This is a genomic window from Paradesulfitobacterium aromaticivorans, assembly GCF_054657415.1.
This window is the reverse complement of record NZ_BAAHYT010000010.1, coordinates 144,480-161,789: the sequence shown is the minus strand read 5'-3', so window position 1 is coordinate 161,789 and position 17,310 is coordinate 144,480. Positions and strand designations below refer to the sequence as shown.

The following is a 17,310-nucleotide window of genomic DNA, read 5'->3' as shown; positions in this document are numbered from 1 at the left end:
ACGGGTGCGTGGATCTAAGCATGTCCCGACGATAAGTTTCTGCAGGTGGGAGGGAGCGGGTTGAATGTGATAAGTGAAAACCGGGATGTGATCAATAGATTTCATATTATGGGCGGGGAAGGGATTTCTGAATTCTGGCGCCGCAACAAATCACCCGTTGAATCCAGGGAACTGGCCAATTTGTTGCAAGCAATCCGTAAGATTGCCGTGTTTATCGGGCCCAATGTCGGGGGTATTATCTGGTCCGGGATGAAGTCGCTTAATGAAGCCGGTGACATTACCCTGAACCCGTCTCTGGTTATGGGCAGTTATCCTGTTCCCGGCGGCAAAACAGATTATGCGATCGGAGTGGTGATTAAGGAAGCGTACAAGCAAATCGAGTGGAGTGAGCGGACGATAAACCTGGTTGGTCGGAGATTAACCAAAATGTCTTCCGATCACACCTATAGATTGAAAAAGTTTCTGGAGATGGCGGAACAGATCTACATAGATATAATTGCCAACCGGTCAGTGTTGGGTTTCTACGCTGAAAAATACCGGCAGGTAAAGTTCAATGAGGCCAGGAAAAATTTCGTCCAGCCCCCTACCGTTGATGAACTGCTCCATATTTGGTGGCTGATGGCTGCTGACCGGAGCGGTTGTAAATATAGGGAAGAATTCACTGACGCTATGTATGGGTTTTACGGGTATAATCTCGAGAGCTATTATAAGGAACCTCTTCGTTTGTTAAACGCAATTGTCGGGGAATTAATGGAAGAATGCCCGAAAATCCGGAGTATAGTCGATCGGTGCGAGTATCGTGCCGGTCTCTATTTAAGAATTTGGGACGAATTCCTGAAGGCGACCAAGTTCTGGATAACCGATATAGGGGACTCCACGTATATGCCCAAGGCGCTGGATGTGGGTGATATTCTTGACGGGGAGCTTGGGGAAGCCCTGAAGCCCATTCAGGCGGTGATAGCCAAAGAAATCGAAGCCCTTCTGCAGCAGAATCGGGACTTAACTGAAGAGGTTCGCCTGATTGCTAACGATGACAGTGAACTGGTTCCCATTGAGATTGGGGACATTGTCCTTCCCCTGCAGGAACCTATGGACAGGGATCTGGTTCAGAAATTGCGGCTTGCCCTGCAAAGCCATTCTAAGAAAAGGAATATCATCAGCCGGGGGATGAAAAGTGGAAAGATTGATGCCCGGCGCCTGTACCGGGCTCCGATGACCGGTGAAATATTCTGCTATAAGAAAAGCAAATACGAAATGGAAAACGATATTATCCTGCTGGTGGATGCTTCCGGCTCAATGGGGGGGCCGAAATGGAAAATAATGCAAAAAATCTTCAGTGCCCTCTTTAACGTTGTAAGGAGTTTCAATAAAAATGCCCGAGTTTTTGCCTATAACGAGAGTAGAGGTATATGTTATTTAACGGAGCTTACTTCCAACAAAGAAGGGATATATACGGTATTGCCACAGGGAAAAACGGCTTCGGGTGAAGCGATCATTGCCACAGCCCTGATGCTCAAGCGAAGAATGAGGAATCCTTTTATCATTCATCTCACGGATGGAGCTTCTAATTGGGGCAGTCCGGTCAAATATGCCATTGATTTTTGCAAGAAAAAGAAAATAAACTTAATGACCTTAGGTTTTGGATGTGAAAAGGATAACAAGACAGCCCTAAGGAAGGAGTATGGCAAGCAAGTTGAATTTGTCGATACTCTGCAGGAATTACCCCAAAAACTGGTAAAATTGTTGTCTCACACCACTTATATGTAGAAGGGAATATTGAAAGGAGGACACTTGGATCATGGCTAAGATAACTTCGGAAATGAGTGAACTCGTTGGGAAAGAACAATGTTTGGTGGCGACGGCTGACCGGGAAGGATGGCCTAATCTCGCAGTAAAAGGCTCAACAATGGTTATAGATGAAGAGACCCTGGCGTTTGGTGAATTAGGAGGTGGAAAGACATACCATAACATCATGGAAAATCCGCGGGTACTGGTGAGCGCTGTCAATCTCAAAAACAGGACGGGATATCGCTTTTTAGGGAAGGGGGAGTTGATCACGGAAGGGTCCTTGTTTGACAAGTTTGCAGTCCTGTTTATACAGATGGGGAAATCAGCTCCCTTAGCGGTTGTCAAGGTTAAAGTTGAGGAGATTTTTGACCTCCGGGGTAACAAGTTAGAATAAAAAAGTAAAGAAAGGAGTAACTAAAATGGCGAAACTTACCTCTACAATGAAAGAATTGATTGAAAAGCAACAATGTTTTGTGGCAACGGCTGATCGGAATGGTGAGCCCAACATTGCTCCCAAAGGGTCGGTTATCGTCGCCGATGATGAAACGCTGGCTTTTGGCGAAATGGTTGGCAAGTTAACCTATCAAAATCTTAAAGATAATCCTCAGGTAGCGGTAGCGGTTGCTGACCGTTCCAGCTTGGTGGGCTACCGCTTCAACGGTCAGGCAATTATGCATGGCGAGGGGCCTTTGTATGACCGGGTGGCGGCGATATTTACCGGATTGGGAATGCCCAAACCAAATGTTGTTATTGAGATCAAAGTAACCGAGATTTTTGATTTATCGGTAAGAAATCCTGGTGTAAAAGTTAGCTGAACCTACCGCCTTGAACAGGAACCCAAATCGAGGTGAATAGCAATAGCGGTCATCCAAACTATCGAAAAAAAGACCATGTTCCGCTAATAACCAACATTCAACGTTATTCTTTGTAGGGCGGGCAGGGGATCAGAACCACGATCTTTCTTAAGGTTGTCCTTTAAGGTGTTCTTGGTGTTGTCCAAGTTAAAGTAAACGAGATTTTGGATTTACGGGGGAAGAGACTGGAGTAACATCGCTGAGTGACTACCGTGACAAAACAAAACAATATAAAACAAAACGAAGCGAAGGGGGTGAAAATGTGAAAACAGTTCCTGGATATGATACTAAAAATAAAATAATAAGACCCCTAATAACCAATATCCAGCGCTATTCTTTGCAGGATGGACCCGGGATAAGAACAACTGTTTTTCTCAAAGGCTGCTCGTTGAGGTGTCCCTGGTGTCATAATCCCGAAGCACAACGAACGTCACCGGAAGTTTATTATAATGCAGAAAAGTGTATAGGTTGCGCCAAGTGTGCGGAACATTGCCCAACCGGTGCAACTTATATTGAAAGGGATGGAATGGATTCCTTTCTTAGATTTGACCGTGAGAAATGCACGGGTTGTGGCGAGTGTGTCAACGATTGCCTGACAGGAGCGCGAGAACTAATCGGGCAGAGTTTAACTATTGATGAAATTGTCAAGGAAGCAACGGCTGACCGTCTCTTTTTTCTCAATTCCGGGGGTGGGATTACCATCAGCGGCGGCGATCCGCTTTATTTTCCGCATTTCACGATTGAATTAGCTCAAAGACTAAAAAATGAACATGTCCATTTAGCTGTAGAAACCGCAGCCTTCTGCCAGTGGACGTATCTTGAGCAGTTGGTAGAATATATCGATCTTTTTTTGATTGACATTAAAACCATGGATGCCGCGAAATATAAAAAACATATTAAGGGTGAGTTGGGTGTTATTCTGAAAAACCTGGAGAATTTACTTGAAAAAAAGGCGTCAGTCAGGGTGCGGCTGCCGATTATTTCCGGGTTTAACGATAGTTTGAGCGACTATGAGGACTTGGTAAACTACCTTGGTCAGCTGCGCGGTAAAATAGCAAGCGTGGACATTCTACCCTTCCATAGTTACGGAGAGAAAAAGTATCAATTTTTAGGAAGATATGAAGACTATCAATATCGCAGTGTTCCTAACATGACTTATAAACCAATTAAAGTTCTGGTTGACATGCTGACAGAAGCCGGCTTCCTTCCTGGGGTGAGTCTTACTGTGGGAGGATTAATAGGAGTCAAAACTTAGGGATTTGCTTCAGGCACTCAAAGACAGGCACCATGTGGTCGAAGAAGTTTACACGCTATTTTCCTGCAAAATTGGTTACCGAAACTTGAGGGAAGGCACCTCTTTTTTTGTTGAGAGAAAAAAGAAGACAACAAAAATAAAAACGATGATGATTGTCATTGTATATGACAATCATCATCGCAAGAGGCTATTAGCAAAGAAACCTATAAACAATGCATATCTAATACGTTTAAGTAACAAATGATGAAATGTTTCATCAGAATAGAATTAAGAAATATCAAAAATTTCATTAAAATCAGGCAAATAGATAAAGCTCTGAATGGCATGGTTATTGCTATATTAAATTATCAACTCTCTCTAGTAATCCCTTTCCGGTAGAGTGAATGATTTTTCGAACTTGGGGTTAAGGGGGATGGCGATGAATCTAAATGAAAAATGGTGTAAAAAATGTGGTCTTTGTGTCCATTTTTGCCCTCAAAATGCCTTGGGTTTTCAAACTAACGGATTTCCCCAAATGGTCAAACCGGAAAAGTGCAGTAAATGCCTGGTTTGTGAGATGTACTGTCCAGATTTTGCAATTGAGATAGTGAAGAACGGTGTGAGCTATGAGTTCTAAAATGCTTGTTCAGGGAAATGAGGCCTGTGCTTTAGGGGCAATTCATGCAGGAATGCGTTTTTTCGCCGGATATCCAATCACTCCGTCCTCGGAGATTTTGGAAATTCTGGCCGTGAGGCTCCCTCAAGAAGGGGGAATTGCTGTTCAAATGGAAGATGAAATTGGCAGCCTGGCAGCGGTAATTGGAGCTTCCTTAGCGGGGGCCAAGTCTATGACTTGCACCAGCGGCCCCGGATTTTCGCTGATGCAGGAGAGTATTGGCTTTGCGGCTATGGCCGAGGTGCCTTGCGTAATTGTGAATGCTCAGCGTGTGGGCCCTAGCACAGGGATAGCTACGTATCCATCCCAGGGCGATGTAATGCAGGCAAGATGGGGAACGCATGGGGATCATCCGGTGGTGGTGTTATCACCATCAGGGGTGGGCGAGGTATACGAACTAACGATGGAAGCCTTTGAGATTGCCGAGGAGTTGCGTATTCCCGTTATTCTCCTGATGGATGAAGCAATAGCGCATCTGAAAGAAACAGTAATACTGCCGGATGATGTGGAAGGTGTTCCTTTGTTAAGAGCGTTGCCGGATGTCTCCAAGGAAGGTTATTATGACGCGGTGGCCAATCGTGAGATACCGCCCATGGGCAGGTTTGGCGAAGGCTATCAATTACATGTAACGGGTTTGTATCATGACCATATGGGATTTCCTACCACAGATCCGGTGAAGGTGGGAAGCTTGATTCAAAGGCTTTGCGGGAAAATTGAAAATAGGCGGCTGAAACTCCAACAAGTCCAGCAGGAAATGCTGGAAGACGCTGAAACGGTGGTCTTTTCCTATGGTTGTACGGCCAGAGCTGCTTTGGCTGCAGTCAGAACCGCCCGCAGGCAAGGGTTTAAGGCAGGTTATTTGAGGCCGGTAACCTTATGGCCTTTCCCAGAACAAAGTTTGCTGGAGTTGCCAGCCAGCGTCAAGTATCTGCTGGTTCCGGAGCTGAATATGGGACAGTTATGCCATGAGGCTGAGAGAGTCATCGGTTCGAAGGTCAAGGTGATCTCTTTTCCTTTGGTTAGCGGAAGAATTTTTAATCCTGATGAGATTCTGGATGCGATAAAAGGTTTGAAAACGAGAGGTTTGAACTAATATGGTAAAGCGTTATTTGCGCGAAGACAAAATGCCTCATCTTTGGTGTCCTGGGTGCGGAAACGGAATTGTCCTAGGAAGCCTGCTGCGAGCAATCCATAAGTTGGGTCTGGATCCCCAACAAATATGTGTAGTATCCGGAATAGGGTGTTCATCACGGGCAGCTTCTTACCTTAAATTTGACACACTGCATGCAACCCATGGCAGAGCCTTGGCGTTTGCCACAGGAATCAAGCTTATCCGTCCGGAAATGAAAGTTATCGTGCTCGGAGGGGATGGCGATCTAGCCGCTATCGGAGCCAGCCATTTAATCCATGCGGCGCGGAGAAACATTGATCTTACGACGATTTGTTTCAATAACAATGTCTACGCGATGACGGGAGGGCAGCATTCTCCGATGACACCTCCCGGTGCCTTAACAGCGACAACGCCTGTTCAGACCAGTGAAAGAAATTTTGATCTTTGCGGATTGGTAAAAGCTGCCGGAGCCACTTATGTGGCCAGGGGAACCGCCTATCACACCGGAATGCTGAGTGACTTAATTGTTGGGGCCATAGAGAATAAAGGGTTTTCTTTTGTCGAAGCCGTTTCACACTGCCCGGTTTATTATGGGCGGTATAACCACATTGAAAGACCGAGTGAGATGATGCTCCGTCAGAAAGAACAGGCAGTGAATGTTGCGAAAGCGGCTTCAATGCCACCCGAGGAACTAAAAAATAAGATCGTAGTCGGGCTCCTGCATGAACGCGCTGAACCGGAGTATGTCAGCGAATATTTGGCATTGGTCGGGAGGGCAGGTGGAAAGTAGAGATGAAGACATGCGGGATTAAAATCGTAGGTGGTGCCGGACAGGGGGTTGTTGTAGCAGGAAAAATCCTCGCGTTAGCAGCAATTTACGATGGGATGAACTCTACCCAGACTCAAACATACGGTCCTGCCCCTAGAATGGGTCAGGTTGTTTCTGAAGTTATTATTTCTGAAGAAGAGATTACCTATTTCAAGGTCTTGAGTCCGCATATTCTGCTGATGCTTTCTCCTCCATTGCAGACAAACTACTTCAGCGAAATAAAGCCCGGAGGAATCTATATCGGCGGAGCAGATTTTGCGAGCAAAAATCCTAAGGCTTTCAGTATAGGGATTAAATCATACTATTATCCAATTGAGGAAATGTCCCGCAGTGCGTGCGGAAGTGGAAAAACGTCTAATTTGATCGCTCTGGGGATACTGATTGGCTTGACCGGAATCATTGCCCCCAAGGCGGTGGAGGAAGCAATCGGGGAATGTTTTCCCGCAAGGGACAGAAGTGCAAACATAAGCTGTTTTTATTACGGGTATCAGGCAGTAAAGACCAGAGACGACAAGGCAATATTGGAGGTGGGGTCAAGTTGAAGTGTAAACAATGCGGTTACGAAGCACCAATGATTGAGTTTAAGTGGGTCAAAAATATCTCGAGTTGTTGTAGTATCACTCAAATGCGGGAATGTCCGAGGTGTCACGAATTATCGCCTTGTGAGCCTTTGGCGGAAGAAATGAGGGACGAACAAAATAAATTGAAGCGTTCTGAAGATGAATCATCCTTCTATTTTGAGTTGTAAATAATTTTTTCAGAGGCAGTTCGCTACCAGGTAAATTGTTATAGTCAGGCGGTGAGAACTTTTAAAAAAACTATAAATACCCCATTATATGGAAAAGAAAAAAGGAGCGTGTAATTTAATGGATTTTGCATTACCGGAAGAGTATATGGAATTAAAACGGATGGTTCGGAAATTTACTGAAAATGAACTATTTCCTTTGGAGAAGATTGTTATTGAACGCGAGGCCAGCCGTGGTTTAACGGATTTACCGGCCTTACCGCCAGAAGAAGAAGAAAAACTGATGGAAAAGACCAAGGAATTAGGTATTTGGGGAATTGAGGTGCCGGAAGAGTTCGGGGGTCAGGGATTGGGGGCTTTGGCCAAAGTTGTAGTGTCGGAAGAAATCCGAAGGTCTATCGTTCCATTTTTTCTGCCACCGGATGCTCCAAACTTGAATTTTATGATGGCTTGCTGTACGGAAGAGCAATATGAGAAATACCTTATTCCTTATGCTAAAGGGGAAAAGCGTTCGGCGTTGGCTATGACGGAACCTGGTGCCGGGTCCGATGCGAGTGGTATTCAGATGCGGGCTGAATTTAAAGATGACAAGTGGATTTTAAACGGAGTTAAACACTTCATTAGCTTTGGACCGAAAGCGGATTTTTTCATTGTTATCGCGGTAAATGATAAGGAGAAAGGCAAAAAAGGTGGCTTTACGGCATTCTTAGTGGACAAGGGTACTCCTGGTATGCAAATTGTGCGTAATGTTAACTCCATTGGCGAGATGCTTACCTATGAGATGGTTTTCGAAGATGTAGAATTAGATCCCACTCAGGTTTTGGGTGAGATCGGGCAGGCGTTTATTCCTCTTCAGAACAGGTTCGGGGTACGGCGGCTGGAGATCGCTGCGTGGTGTTGTGGCTACGCTGATCGCCTTATACAGTTGATGATTGAACAGGCGAATCTGCGAAAAACGTTTGGTAAACTCCTGGCTGAAAGGCAGGCTGTCCAATGGTGGATCTCTGATTCTATTACTGAACTTCATGCCTGCCGTCTCATGTTGTATCATGCAGCCTGGAAAATGGATCAGGGTGTGACCGATATGCGTAAAGAGGCGGCTATGTTAAAGGTCTATGCCACGGAAATGCTGACCAAGGTCGCGGACAGGGCTATCCAAGTTCACGGCGGCATGGGTCTCACCAAAGAAATGCCGATTGAATTTATTTACCGCTTGGTTCGGATCTTCCGTATAGTTGAAGGTCCTTCTGAGATTCACCGCTGGCTGCTGGCCAGAGAAGTGTTAAAGGACGGCAAACCTTATGATACGTTTGAGGTCTTTTGATTAGGCGTGGACAGCTATTTTAGGAACATTTTCTAAACAGAGAAAGGGGAATGAATTATGGGAGTTTTATTTAGAAAAGAAAAGCATATTGCTTATGTAAAACTTAACCGGCCGGAAGCCATGAATGCGCTGGATCCGGAATCTTGGGCCGAGTTGCATCAGACTTGGCGGGAAATTAAAGCTGATCCGGAGATCAGAGTTTCTATTTTGACGGGTGCAGGAGAGCGTGCTTTTTGCACCGGTTCGGATTTGAAGAAAACTATGCCGCCTAAAGAAAGCTTTGCTTCCACTTATTTTGAAACGGAAAATTTATTGGCTCCGATGGAGATGTGGAAACCTATTATTTGTGCGATTAACGGCTTTGCTATCGGAGGCGGTCTGGAGATGGCTCTGGCGTGTGATATACGCATCGCCGCAAGCACTGCCTCTTTAGGCTTGTCGGAAGTTAAAGTGGGCAGTCTGCCCGGTTTAGGTGGAACTCAACGTTTGGTTAGGACCCTTCCCAAGGCTGTGGCGATGAAAATGCTGTTAACAGGTGACCGGATGGATGCTCAGCAGGCTTACCAGTATGGGTTAGTGAGCGATGTGGTAGCCCCGGAGAACTTGATGGATAAGGCTAAAGAAATCGCCGAAAAGATTGCCAATAACGCTCCTTTATCGATTAAGGCTGCTAAACAAGCTGTGGTTATAGGGTCTGACCTTCCGGTGAAACAAGCTTCCATGTACGAATACCTGTTGTGGGGAATCTTGCGGGATACAGAAGACAGGATTGAAGGACGCGTGGCTTTTGCGGAAAAAAGACAACCGAAATATAAAGGGAAATAACACCGGTTCGTTTCTGACAAGAGAAATCAGCAGTTGTGATCGGAGGGGTGTACCGTGCAAATTGTGGTCTTAGTAAAGCAAACATTTGATACTGAAGCCAAAATTACCCTTAACGCTGAAGGCCAAATTGAAAGCAAAGGTGTCAACCTGGTGGTGGATCCCTATAGTGAATTTGCTGTGGAAGAAGCTCTCAGAATTAAGGAAAGGCTGGGCGCAGGCAAGGTCATAATTGTCTGCGTTGGTGGCGAGAGCGCGGCAACGGCTGTTCGCCACTGCTTTTCCATGGGTGCTGATGAAGGCTATCTGATTGCCGATCCGGCGATTACTAACGGTGATCAATCTGTAACGGCGGAAATTTTATCTAAAGCTTTGGAAAAGGTTCCCTATGATTTAATTTTGGGTGGGTACAAAACAGTGGATAAGGCTGGAGCCCAAGTCTGTCAGAGAGTGGCTGAATTGCAGGGAATACCGGTTGTCAGCGTGGTCACTAAAATTGATTTTGAAGAAGGCAATAAAACTGCTGTTGCGAAACGGGAAATCGATGATGGGTTTGAAATAATTGAGGTGTCTCTGCCTGCGGTTTTCACTGCCCAGCAGGGACTTGCCGAGCCGCGTTATCCTACCATGAAGGGAATCATGAATGCTAAAAAGAAACCGCTTCAAACATGGACCCTTGCGGATTTGGGATTAGCGCCTGACAAGTTAGGGAGTACTGGTTCAAAAGTGACCAACGTGGGTTATGAACTGCCGGCTCCGCGCCAAGGCGGAAAAATTATTCAAGGTGAAGTGCCGGATGCCGTCGCAGAACTCTTACAACTGCTGAGGAGCGAGGCCAAAGTAATCTGAGGCATTTTTACACCGGAGCATGGTGACGGTTCGTTATAGACGGAGTTTCAACCGGATTGTGAATATTTAATCAAAATCGGGAGGATAGTTTATGCCGGGAATTTGGATATTCGCAGAACAACACGATCGGAAATACCGTAAAGTCATATTTGAAATGCTGGGTGAAGGGCGGAAAATCGCCGATCATCTGGGGGAAAAATTAGGTGCCGTTTTATTGGGGCATAATGTCGGTGATTTGACAGATGTTCTAGCTTCTTATGGCGCGGAAGAAATTATCGTGGCCGATAGTGAACATCTAGCTCAGTACAGCGTTGACGGGTACGCCAAAGTTACTGCTGACTTAATTCGCGCCCGGAAGCCTTCAGTTGTTTTGTTTGCCAACTCAGCCATTGGGCTGGAAGTGGCGCCCGTTGTGGCACAAAAGATTGGAGCGGGCTTGGTCACTGATGTGATAGAAATAATTTATGAGAATCCGCTTGGATTCCGGCGTCCCATTTACGCGGGCAAGGCTTTTGCCAGAACGGTGTTTACGGGCGGGGGGCCGATGTTGGTTGGCTTGCGTTCCAAGGTCTTTCAGGCACCTGAGCCCCAGAGCGGTCGTCAGGCTGAGGTTATTCCAGTGGAAATAAATCTTGAAGCCAAGGATATCCGGCAAAAAGTAAGAGAAGTTATTCGCAAAAAATCTACAAGGGTGGAGCTGACTGAGGCGGATATCATCATCTCGGGTGGGCGCGGCATGAAGGGTACTGATAATTTCAAAATGCTTGAAGAACTCGCCGACCTATTGGGGGCTGCGGTTGGGGCTTCACGGGCGGCTGTTGATGAAGGCTGGATTGATCACCAGTACCAAGTCGGTCAAACCGGCAAAGTTGTCAGTCCTTCTTTATACATTGCCTGCGGTATTTCCGGTGCGATTCAACATCTGGCCGGCATGGGCTCTTCCAAGTGCATCGTCGCCATTAATAAAGACCCCGAAGCCGAAATTTTTAAAGTCGCTGACTACGGCATCGTGGATGACCTTTTCAAAGTAGTGCCTATTTTAACTGAGCAGGTAAGGGAACTGTTAGCCGATGCTTGAAGCTGTGGCGAAGAAGAGGGTGATATAGCAGAATTATTAGGCAATTCGCTTAGCAAAACGGGCAAGCTGTTCTGAAAAAGGAGTTGATTTTAAGTGAGGAATCATTTTTTTGTGCGCAAACTGCACTCATTGCTTGGCATCATTCCTATCGGCTTATTTTTATTGGAGCATATGTTTACTAATTCATTTGCGTTACAAGGTCCCGAGGCTTTTAACAAGGCAGTGAACACTTTGCAAAGCATACCGTATTTGCCCGTTTTCGAAATTGTATTTATCTTACTGCCTATTCTATTTCATGCCGTGTACGGAATTTGGGTCACATACCTGAGCCACAATAATGGTTTTAGCTATAGATACGTTCATAACTGGTTTTTTTATCTTCAGCGGGCTACGGCCGTAATAATACTTGTATTTTTGACATGGCACATCTGGGTTCTGCGTCTTTCAGGCATTTTTACCGGAACGAAGGTCAGTTTTGCAACGATGGACGCACTTTTAAGTAATAATTTTATTTTGGCTTTGTATGTAATCGGACTGCTGGCGGCAGTTTTCCATTTTAGCAACGGTATCTGGGCCTTTTTGATTTCATGGGGGCTGACTATTGGCGAAAAATCGCAAAAAGTAAGCTTTTATTTCGCCGGAATTGCTTTTATCATCATCGGTCTAGTCGGATTAAATTCGTTATTTGCATTCGTCAGGTAAGGAGGCTGAAGGTATGGCAAAAGAGATTATCATTGTTGGCGGTGGGTTGGCCGGTTTGATGGCAACGATTAAAGCTGCCGAACTGGGAGCAACCGTCAAGTTGTTTTCCTTGGTACCCGTAAAGCGCTCCCATTCGGTTTGTGCCCAGGGCGGGATTAATGGAGCTGTTAATACCAAGGGGGAAGGAGATTCTCCTTGGATTCACTTTGATGATACTATTTATGGCGGCGATTTCTTGGCCAACCAGCCTCCGGTGAAGGATATGTGTTATGCTGCGCCTCAAATAATTCACCTTATGGATCGATTGGGTGTGATGTTTAACCGCACAGCTGAAGGTTTATTGGATTTTCGGCGTTTTGGCGGCACAAAGCATCACCGGACTGCTTTTGCCGGAGCCACTACCGGGCAGCAGTTGTTATATGCGTTGGACGAGCAGGTACGCCGTTGGGAGACGGAAGGGAAAGTAGAAAAATATGAATCCTGGGACTTTATGTCTGCGGTTTTGGATGATTCCGGTGTTTGCCGGGGAATTGTGGCCCAGGATTTAACAGGGATGGAGATCAGAACCTTTCCTGCTGACGCCGTTATCCTCGCTACGGGCGGTTTGGGGATGGTTTTTGGGAAAAGTACCAATTCAATAATCAATAACGGCTTTGCGGCAGCCGCTGTATATCAGCAGGGAGCAAATTTTGCCAATGGCGAAATGATTCAAATTCATCCGACCGCAATCCCTGGTGAAGATAAGCTGCGTCTAATGTCCGAATCGGCCCGCGGGGAGGGGGGCAGAATTTGGACTTATAAAGACGGAAAACCTTGGTACTTCTTGGAGGAATGGTATCCTGCCTATGGAAACCTTGTACCCCGTGATATCGCATCCCGGGCCATTTACAAGGTTTGTTACGAATTAAAACTGGGAATCAAGGGCGAGAATATGGTTTACTTAGACCTGTCGCATCTTGATTCCGCAGAGCTTGACCGTAAGCTCGGAGGAATATTGGAGATTTATGAGAAGTTTGTCGGGGATGATCCCAGAAAAATTCCAATGAAAGTTTTTCCTGCCGTTCATTATTCAATGGGCGGACTATGGGTTGATTATGACCAGATGACTAATATTCCCGGACTTTTTGCAGCGGGTGAATGTGAATTTCAGTATCATGGAGCGAATCGCTTAGGAGCGAACTCACTTCTATCGGCGATCTATGGCGGGATGGTAGCCGGTTCCAAGGTTGTTGATTATGTTAACGGGATGTTAAGGAGCACTAAAGATGTGTCGCAGCAGATATTTGAGCGGGAACAAAAACAACAGGAAGAAATAATGACAAAAATTTATAGTATGAAAGGACATGAGAATCCGTATTTGCTTCATGAAGAGATGGCCAGCACTATGCAGGAGAATGTTACCATTGTGCGCTATAACAAAAAACTGCAAGAGACAGATATAAAACTTCAGGAGTTAATGGAACGTTATCAGTACATTGGTGTTAATGATAACTCTAGATGGTGTAATAATGATGTTTTGTTTACCCGCCGTTTATGGGGTATGTTGCAGTTGGCCAGAGTAATTACTTTGGGTGCCTTGAGGCGGAATGAAAGCAGGGGCGCTCATTATAAGCCGGAATTTCCCGAAAGAGATGATGCTAATTGGCTGAAAACCACAATAGCGAAATATAGCAAAGATGGCCCCGAATTTGATTATGAAGCGGTGGATACCTCGCTCATCCAGCCAAGAGCGCGGCGCTATGATGTGGAAAAAACTGAGGCTTAGATCTCAAAATCTAAGGAGGGAAAAACATGCTCCAAAAGGTTCACTTAAAAGTGAGGCGACAGGATAGCCCAGAACATTCTTCGCGTTGGGAAGAATTTATAATACCTTTTAGACCGAATATGAATGTTATTTCTGCGCTCATGGAAATTCAAAAGAATCCGGTTAACGTTCAGGGAGTGAGAACTTCTCCAGTTGTCTGGGACTGCAATTGTTTGGAAGAAGTGTGCGGGGCGTGTACGATGATTATTAATGGCAAACCTCGTCAGGCCTGCAGCGCTTTGATCGAAAAACTGAAGCAGCCCATTGTCCTGAAACCTTTAAGTAAATTTCCCGTGCTCAGGGATTTAGTCGTTGACCGCAGTGTTATGTTTGAAAATCTTAAAAAAGTAAAAGCCTGGATTCCGATTGATGGAACTTATGATTTAGGTCCCGGACTGCGCCTTGCTCCGCAAGTTCAGGAGTGGGCTTATCCCTTGAGCCGTTGTATGACATGTGGTTGCTGCATGGAAGCTTGTCCCAATATAAATCAGAAATCTAAATTTATTGGGCCTGCCGCGCTCTCCCAGGTTCGGCTGTTTAATGCCCATCCAACGGGGGCCATGAACAAGCACGAGCGTTTGGAAACGCTGATGGGAGATGGGGGTATCACTGATTGTGGCAATGCCCAAAATTGTGTCAAGGTTTGTCCGAAGGACATTCCGCTTACCACTTCGATTGCCGATCTGAATCGTGAAACCGTACGTTTTAGCTTTTCCCGCTGGACTAGAAAATAAAAATCATGAATCCTGTCCCGAAGAATGTATCGCAGCTATGAAAGGTGGTGGGAAACGGAAGGAAGAATGGAAATTTAGAATTTGTTGCCATAAAGGGTGGTGAGGCACGGAAAGAAGAATGAAAATTCACAATGCGTATTTGTTAAGGGATATTAAAATTGGTTGGATTATAAAATATATAGGATTTGGAGGTATTTAGTATGACTGAGAAAACTACAAAGGTAGATGAACAAGAGCAAGTCATTTTTCACCCTGATTTCTTTAAAATTCCGGAGGATGGGAGCAAGCCGTATTTGGTCGCGTCGAAGTGCCGCAGCTGTGGACAGTTATGGTTTCCAAAGCTGCCAACATGCCCGGCGTGTTGGTCAGACGCATTTGATGACGCACCGATGGAACGGGTGGGCAAGCTGTATTCGTACACGATCATGAATGTTCCGCAGCCGGGAGTCAGGGCTCCTTTGGCAATAGGGTACGTGGATTTTTCCAATGGGATCAGGGTAGGGGCACAGATTGATGTTCTGCCGGAGCAAATGAAGAATCTTCGGATTGGCATGGATTTGCAGGTAGAGGCTGGTGTAATCAGGGAAGATAAAAACGGCAAAAAGACGATAAGCTATGTATTTAGGCCGGTGACAGCAAGCAAAGGAGGTAAATAAAAATGAGAGATGTCTATGTTATTGGAGTAGGGATGACAAACTATTATAAGAAATCGCCGCTGCCTGCGGCTGATCTCGGGCGGCAGGCAGTCTTCAATGCGGTGAGAGATGCCGGGATCAGTCCCAAACAGGTTCAGAGCATCTATGTAGGGGAGATGTCAGGACTATCAGGCAGCATCTGTTTTGGACAACGGGTGGCTGCGACGATGGGGATGGGCGGAGTACCGATGATGAACGTGGAGAGTGCCTGTTCGAGCGGGGCTTTAGCGGTAAACCTGGCAGTTAAAGACGTGGCAAACGGAGTTACGGATATTTCGATGGCGGTGGGAGTTCAGAATATTTCCGCGACCAGAACGAGCGGAACGGCTTTTTCCCCGGATGCCAATGATCCGGAAGGGGTGCAGGGGATAACCATGCCGGGAATCTATGCCATGAGAGCCAAACGCTATATGGAAGATTTCGGGGCTACACCCGAGGATCTCGCGCTGGTGGCGGTAAAAAACAGGCGTCATGCGATGGCTAACCCGCGTTCGCAATTCCATGACCCTATTACGGTGGAGCAAGTCGTGAACGCGCGCTCAATCAGTGATCCACTGACATTGTTGATGAGTTGTCCCAATACAGACGGAGGGGCGGCCGTGATTATTGCCACGAAAGAGAAGGCTCTACAGCTGGGTGGCACGCTGGTACGGATTTTAGCGAGTGAGGTCACTTCAGGAATTTTCACCAATGGGTTCAGGGACATGACTTCGATGGAGATAACGGTCAGGGGCGCTAAAGAAGCCTATGAGATTGCAGGGGTTGGTCCGGAGGATATCGATATGGTTGAGTGCCATGATGCCTTCGCGATTAATGAGTTTTTGTATACGGAAGCCATGGGGTTCTGTGGGCATGGCGAAGGAGTGGAATTTATCCGGAGTGGCGGCAACGACTATGGTGGTAAAGTGGTGTTCAGTCCACGAGGAGGCTTATTGTCGTGTGGGCACCCGACGGGATGCAGTGGGGCTGCGCAGATCGTGGAAGCGACTTGGCAGTTGCGCAATGAAGCTGGAGCCATGCAGGTGCCGGACTGTAAAGTGGCAATGACCCATGTCACGGGCGGCGGGATCTACGGTTTGGATAACGCTGTGTGCACGATTCATATCTTAAGCAGGTAAGGATGAAGAAAGTGGTTTTGGACTAGGCCGGGAGAACGGCAGGTAGATGTCGAACAAAGAGCTGTGAAAGCGCGGGAACACTATGTTCGGAGTATCTAGAAGTCGTTCTTTTTGGCATTGTCTTGAGTATAGAGCCAAGGGAAAGGAGCCGGATAAAATGGGTGTACAAAACAGGGTGGCACTGGTAACCGGATCAGGGAGCGGGCTAGGTGAGACAACAGTGATGATGTTGGCCCAGAACGGTGCTAAGGTGGTAGTTAATGATATTGAGCAGGCGAAAGTGGACAAAGTGGTGGAAAAGGTCAAATCTGCCGGTGGGGAAGCACTGGGAGTGGCAGCTGATATTTCGAAGAAAGATCAGGTACAAGACCTGGTGCAACAGATTGTGAAACGGTTTGGGACGGTAGACATTCTGGTTAATAACGCAGGCATAGCCCGGGATAAGGGCTTGCTGAAAATCACGGAAGAAGATTGGGACATTGTGCTTAATGTAAATTTAAAAGGGCCTTTTCTGTTGAGCCAGGCAGTAGTTCCTTACATGAAGGAACGGAAATTTGGACGAATCGTTAATATTTCATCAAGGGCTTATCTTGGGTGGCCGACGCAAGCCAATTATGCGTCATCGAAAGGGGGACTGGTGAGTTTCAGCAGGACGTTGGCCTTGGAATTAGCGAAGCACCAGATCACAGTTAACTGTATAGCCCCGGGCTTGATCCAGACGCCCTTGTACGATGCTTTGCCAGATGACATTAAAGAGAACCTTATGAAATCGCAGCCGACGAGAACAATTGGCAAACCGGAAGATATTGGGTATGGAGTGCTGTTTTTCGCTGATGATGAAGCTGACTACGTCACGGGGCAGACTATCTTTATCTGCGGCGGTAAGAGTGTGCTGAGTTCCTTGTCGGTATAGAGGAAGAAAAGGAAAAATTCAGGGAGGTAAGCGA

18 protein-coding genes are annotated in these 17,310 nt (G+C 46.3%); all 18 read left to right on the top strand.

From position 1 onward, the window contains the following. Window positions 1–66 precede the first annotated feature (66 nt). The 18 genes from ACYQ2N_RS06110 to ACYQ2N_RS06025 all read left to right on the top strand — a co-directional run bounded on the left by ACYQ2N_RS06110 (window position 67) and on the right by ACYQ2N_RS06025 (window position 17,276). The gene (locus ACYQ2N_RS06110; protein WP_460000480.1) at window positions 67–1,767 is read left to right on the top strand and encodes a vWA domain-containing protein; all 1,701 of its coding nucleotides are present in this window, start codon (window positions 67–69) and stop codon (window positions 1,765–1,767) included. A 31-nt stretch (window positions 1,768–1,798) separates the two neighbouring features. Continuing rightward, window positions 1,799–2,182, top strand: coding sequence for a pyridoxamine 5'-phosphate oxidase family protein (locus tag ACYQ2N_RS06105; protein ID WP_459998191.1), 384 nt, complete (start codon window positions 1,799–1,801; stop codon window positions 2,180–2,182). Between the two features lie 25 nt (window positions 2,183–2,207). Beyond that, window positions 2,208–2,603, top strand: coding sequence for a pyridoxamine 5'-phosphate oxidase family protein (locus ACYQ2N_RS06100; RefSeq protein ID WP_459998189.1), 396 nt, complete (start codon window positions 2,208–2,210; stop codon window positions 2,601–2,603). A 301-nt stretch (window positions 2,604–2,904) separates the two neighbouring features. Continuing rightward, window positions 2,905–3,897 carry a glycyl-radical enzyme activating protein gene (locus tag ACYQ2N_RS06095; RefSeq protein ID WP_459998188.1) on the top strand — a complete coding sequence of 331 codons (993 nt, stop codon included), beginning with the start codon at window positions 2,905–2,907 and terminating at the stop codon, window positions 3,895–3,897. A 412-nt stretch (window positions 3,898–4,309) separates the two neighbouring features. Then, window positions 4,310–4,513: a 4Fe-4S dicluster domain-containing protein gene (locus tag ACYQ2N_RS06090; RefSeq protein ID WP_459998186.1), complete on the top strand. Its 204-nt coding sequence runs from the start codon at window positions 4,310–4,312 to the stop codon at window positions 4,511–4,513. Beyond that, a complete protein-coding gene (locus tag ACYQ2N_RS06085; protein ID WP_459998184.1) occupies window positions 4,503–5,645 on the top strand; it encodes a 2-oxoacid:acceptor oxidoreductase subunit alpha in 1,143 nt (380 codons plus the stop codon). The genes ACYQ2N_RS06090 and ACYQ2N_RS06085 overlap by 11 nt, the downstream gene beginning before the upstream one ends. Window position 5,646: 1 nt before the next feature. Then, complete coding sequence (locus ACYQ2N_RS06080) at window positions 5,647–6,453, top strand: thiamine pyrophosphate-dependent enzyme (protein WP_459998183.1); 807 nt, start codon at window positions 5,647–5,649, stop codon at window positions 6,451–6,453. Window positions 6,454–6,455: 2 nt separating this feature from the next. Next, window positions 6,456–7,034, top strand: a complete 579-nt coding sequence (locus ACYQ2N_RS06075) for a 2-oxoacid:acceptor oxidoreductase family protein (protein WP_459998182.1) — start codon at window positions 6,456–6,458, stop codon at window positions 7,032–7,034. A 324-nt stretch (window positions 7,035–7,358) separates the two neighbouring features. Next, window positions 7,359–8,561, top strand: coding sequence for an acyl-CoA dehydrogenase family protein (locus ACYQ2N_RS06070; RefSeq protein WP_459998180.1), 1,203 nt, complete (start codon window positions 7,359–7,361; stop codon window positions 8,559–8,561). A 57-nt stretch (window positions 8,562–8,618) separates the two neighbouring features. Beyond that, entirely contained in the window at window positions 8,619–9,386 is a 768-nt protein-coding gene (locus ACYQ2N_RS06065) for an enoyl-CoA hydratase/isomerase family protein (protein ID WP_459998179.1), read from the top strand. 54 nt (window positions 9,387–9,440) lie between these two features. After that, window positions 9,441–10,232: an electron transfer flavoprotein subunit beta/FixA family protein gene (locus tag ACYQ2N_RS06060; RefSeq protein ID WP_459998177.1), complete on the top strand. Its 792-nt coding sequence runs from the start codon at window positions 9,441–9,443 to the stop codon at window positions 10,230–10,232. 91 nt (window positions 10,233–10,323) lie between these two features. Further along, a complete protein-coding gene (locus tag ACYQ2N_RS06055) occupies window positions 10,324–11,310 on the top strand; it encodes an electron transfer flavoprotein subunit alpha/FixB family protein (protein WP_459998176.1) in 987 nt (328 codons plus the stop codon). A gap of 93 nt (window positions 11,311–11,403) precedes the next feature. Further along, a complete protein-coding gene (locus ACYQ2N_RS06050; protein WP_459998174.1) occupies window positions 11,404–12,012 on the top strand; it encodes a succinate dehydrogenase cytochrome b558 subunit in 609 nt (202 codons plus the stop codon). 13 nt (window positions 12,013–12,025) lie between these two features. Then, window positions 12,026–13,777 carry a succinate dehydrogenase flavoprotein subunit gene (gene sdhA, locus ACYQ2N_RS06045; protein WP_459998173.1) on the top strand — a complete coding sequence of 584 codons (1,752 nt, stop codon included), beginning with the start codon at window positions 12,026–12,028 and terminating at the stop codon, window positions 13,775–13,777. Window positions 13,778–13,803: 26 nt separating this feature from the next. After that, the gene (gene sdhB / locus ACYQ2N_RS06040; RefSeq protein ID WP_459998172.1) at window positions 13,804–14,550 is read left to right on the top strand and encodes a succinate dehydrogenase iron-sulfur subunit; all 747 of its coding nucleotides are present in this window, start codon (window positions 13,804–13,806) and stop codon (window positions 14,548–14,550) included. Between the two features lie 200 nt (window positions 14,551–14,750). Continuing rightward, window positions 14,751–15,206 (top strand): Zn-ribbon domain-containing OB-fold protein, encoded by a 456-nt coding sequence (locus ACYQ2N_RS06035; protein WP_459998170.1) that lies wholly within the window; start codon window positions 14,751–14,753, stop codon window positions 15,204–15,206. Window positions 15,207–15,208: 2 nt separating this feature from the next. Then, window positions 15,209–16,363 carry a thiolase family protein gene (locus ACYQ2N_RS06030; protein WP_459998168.1) on the top strand — a complete coding sequence of 385 codons (1,155 nt, stop codon included), beginning with the start codon at window positions 15,209–15,211 and terminating at the stop codon, window positions 16,361–16,363. 157 nt (window positions 16,364–16,520) lie between these two features. Then, window positions 16,521–17,276 carry an SDR family NAD(P)-dependent oxidoreductase gene (locus ACYQ2N_RS06025; protein WP_459998166.1) on the top strand — a complete coding sequence of 252 codons (756 nt, stop codon included), beginning with the start codon at window positions 16,521–16,523 and terminating at the stop codon, window positions 17,274–17,276. The last annotated feature ends 34 nt before the right edge of the window (window positions 17,277–17,310 follow it).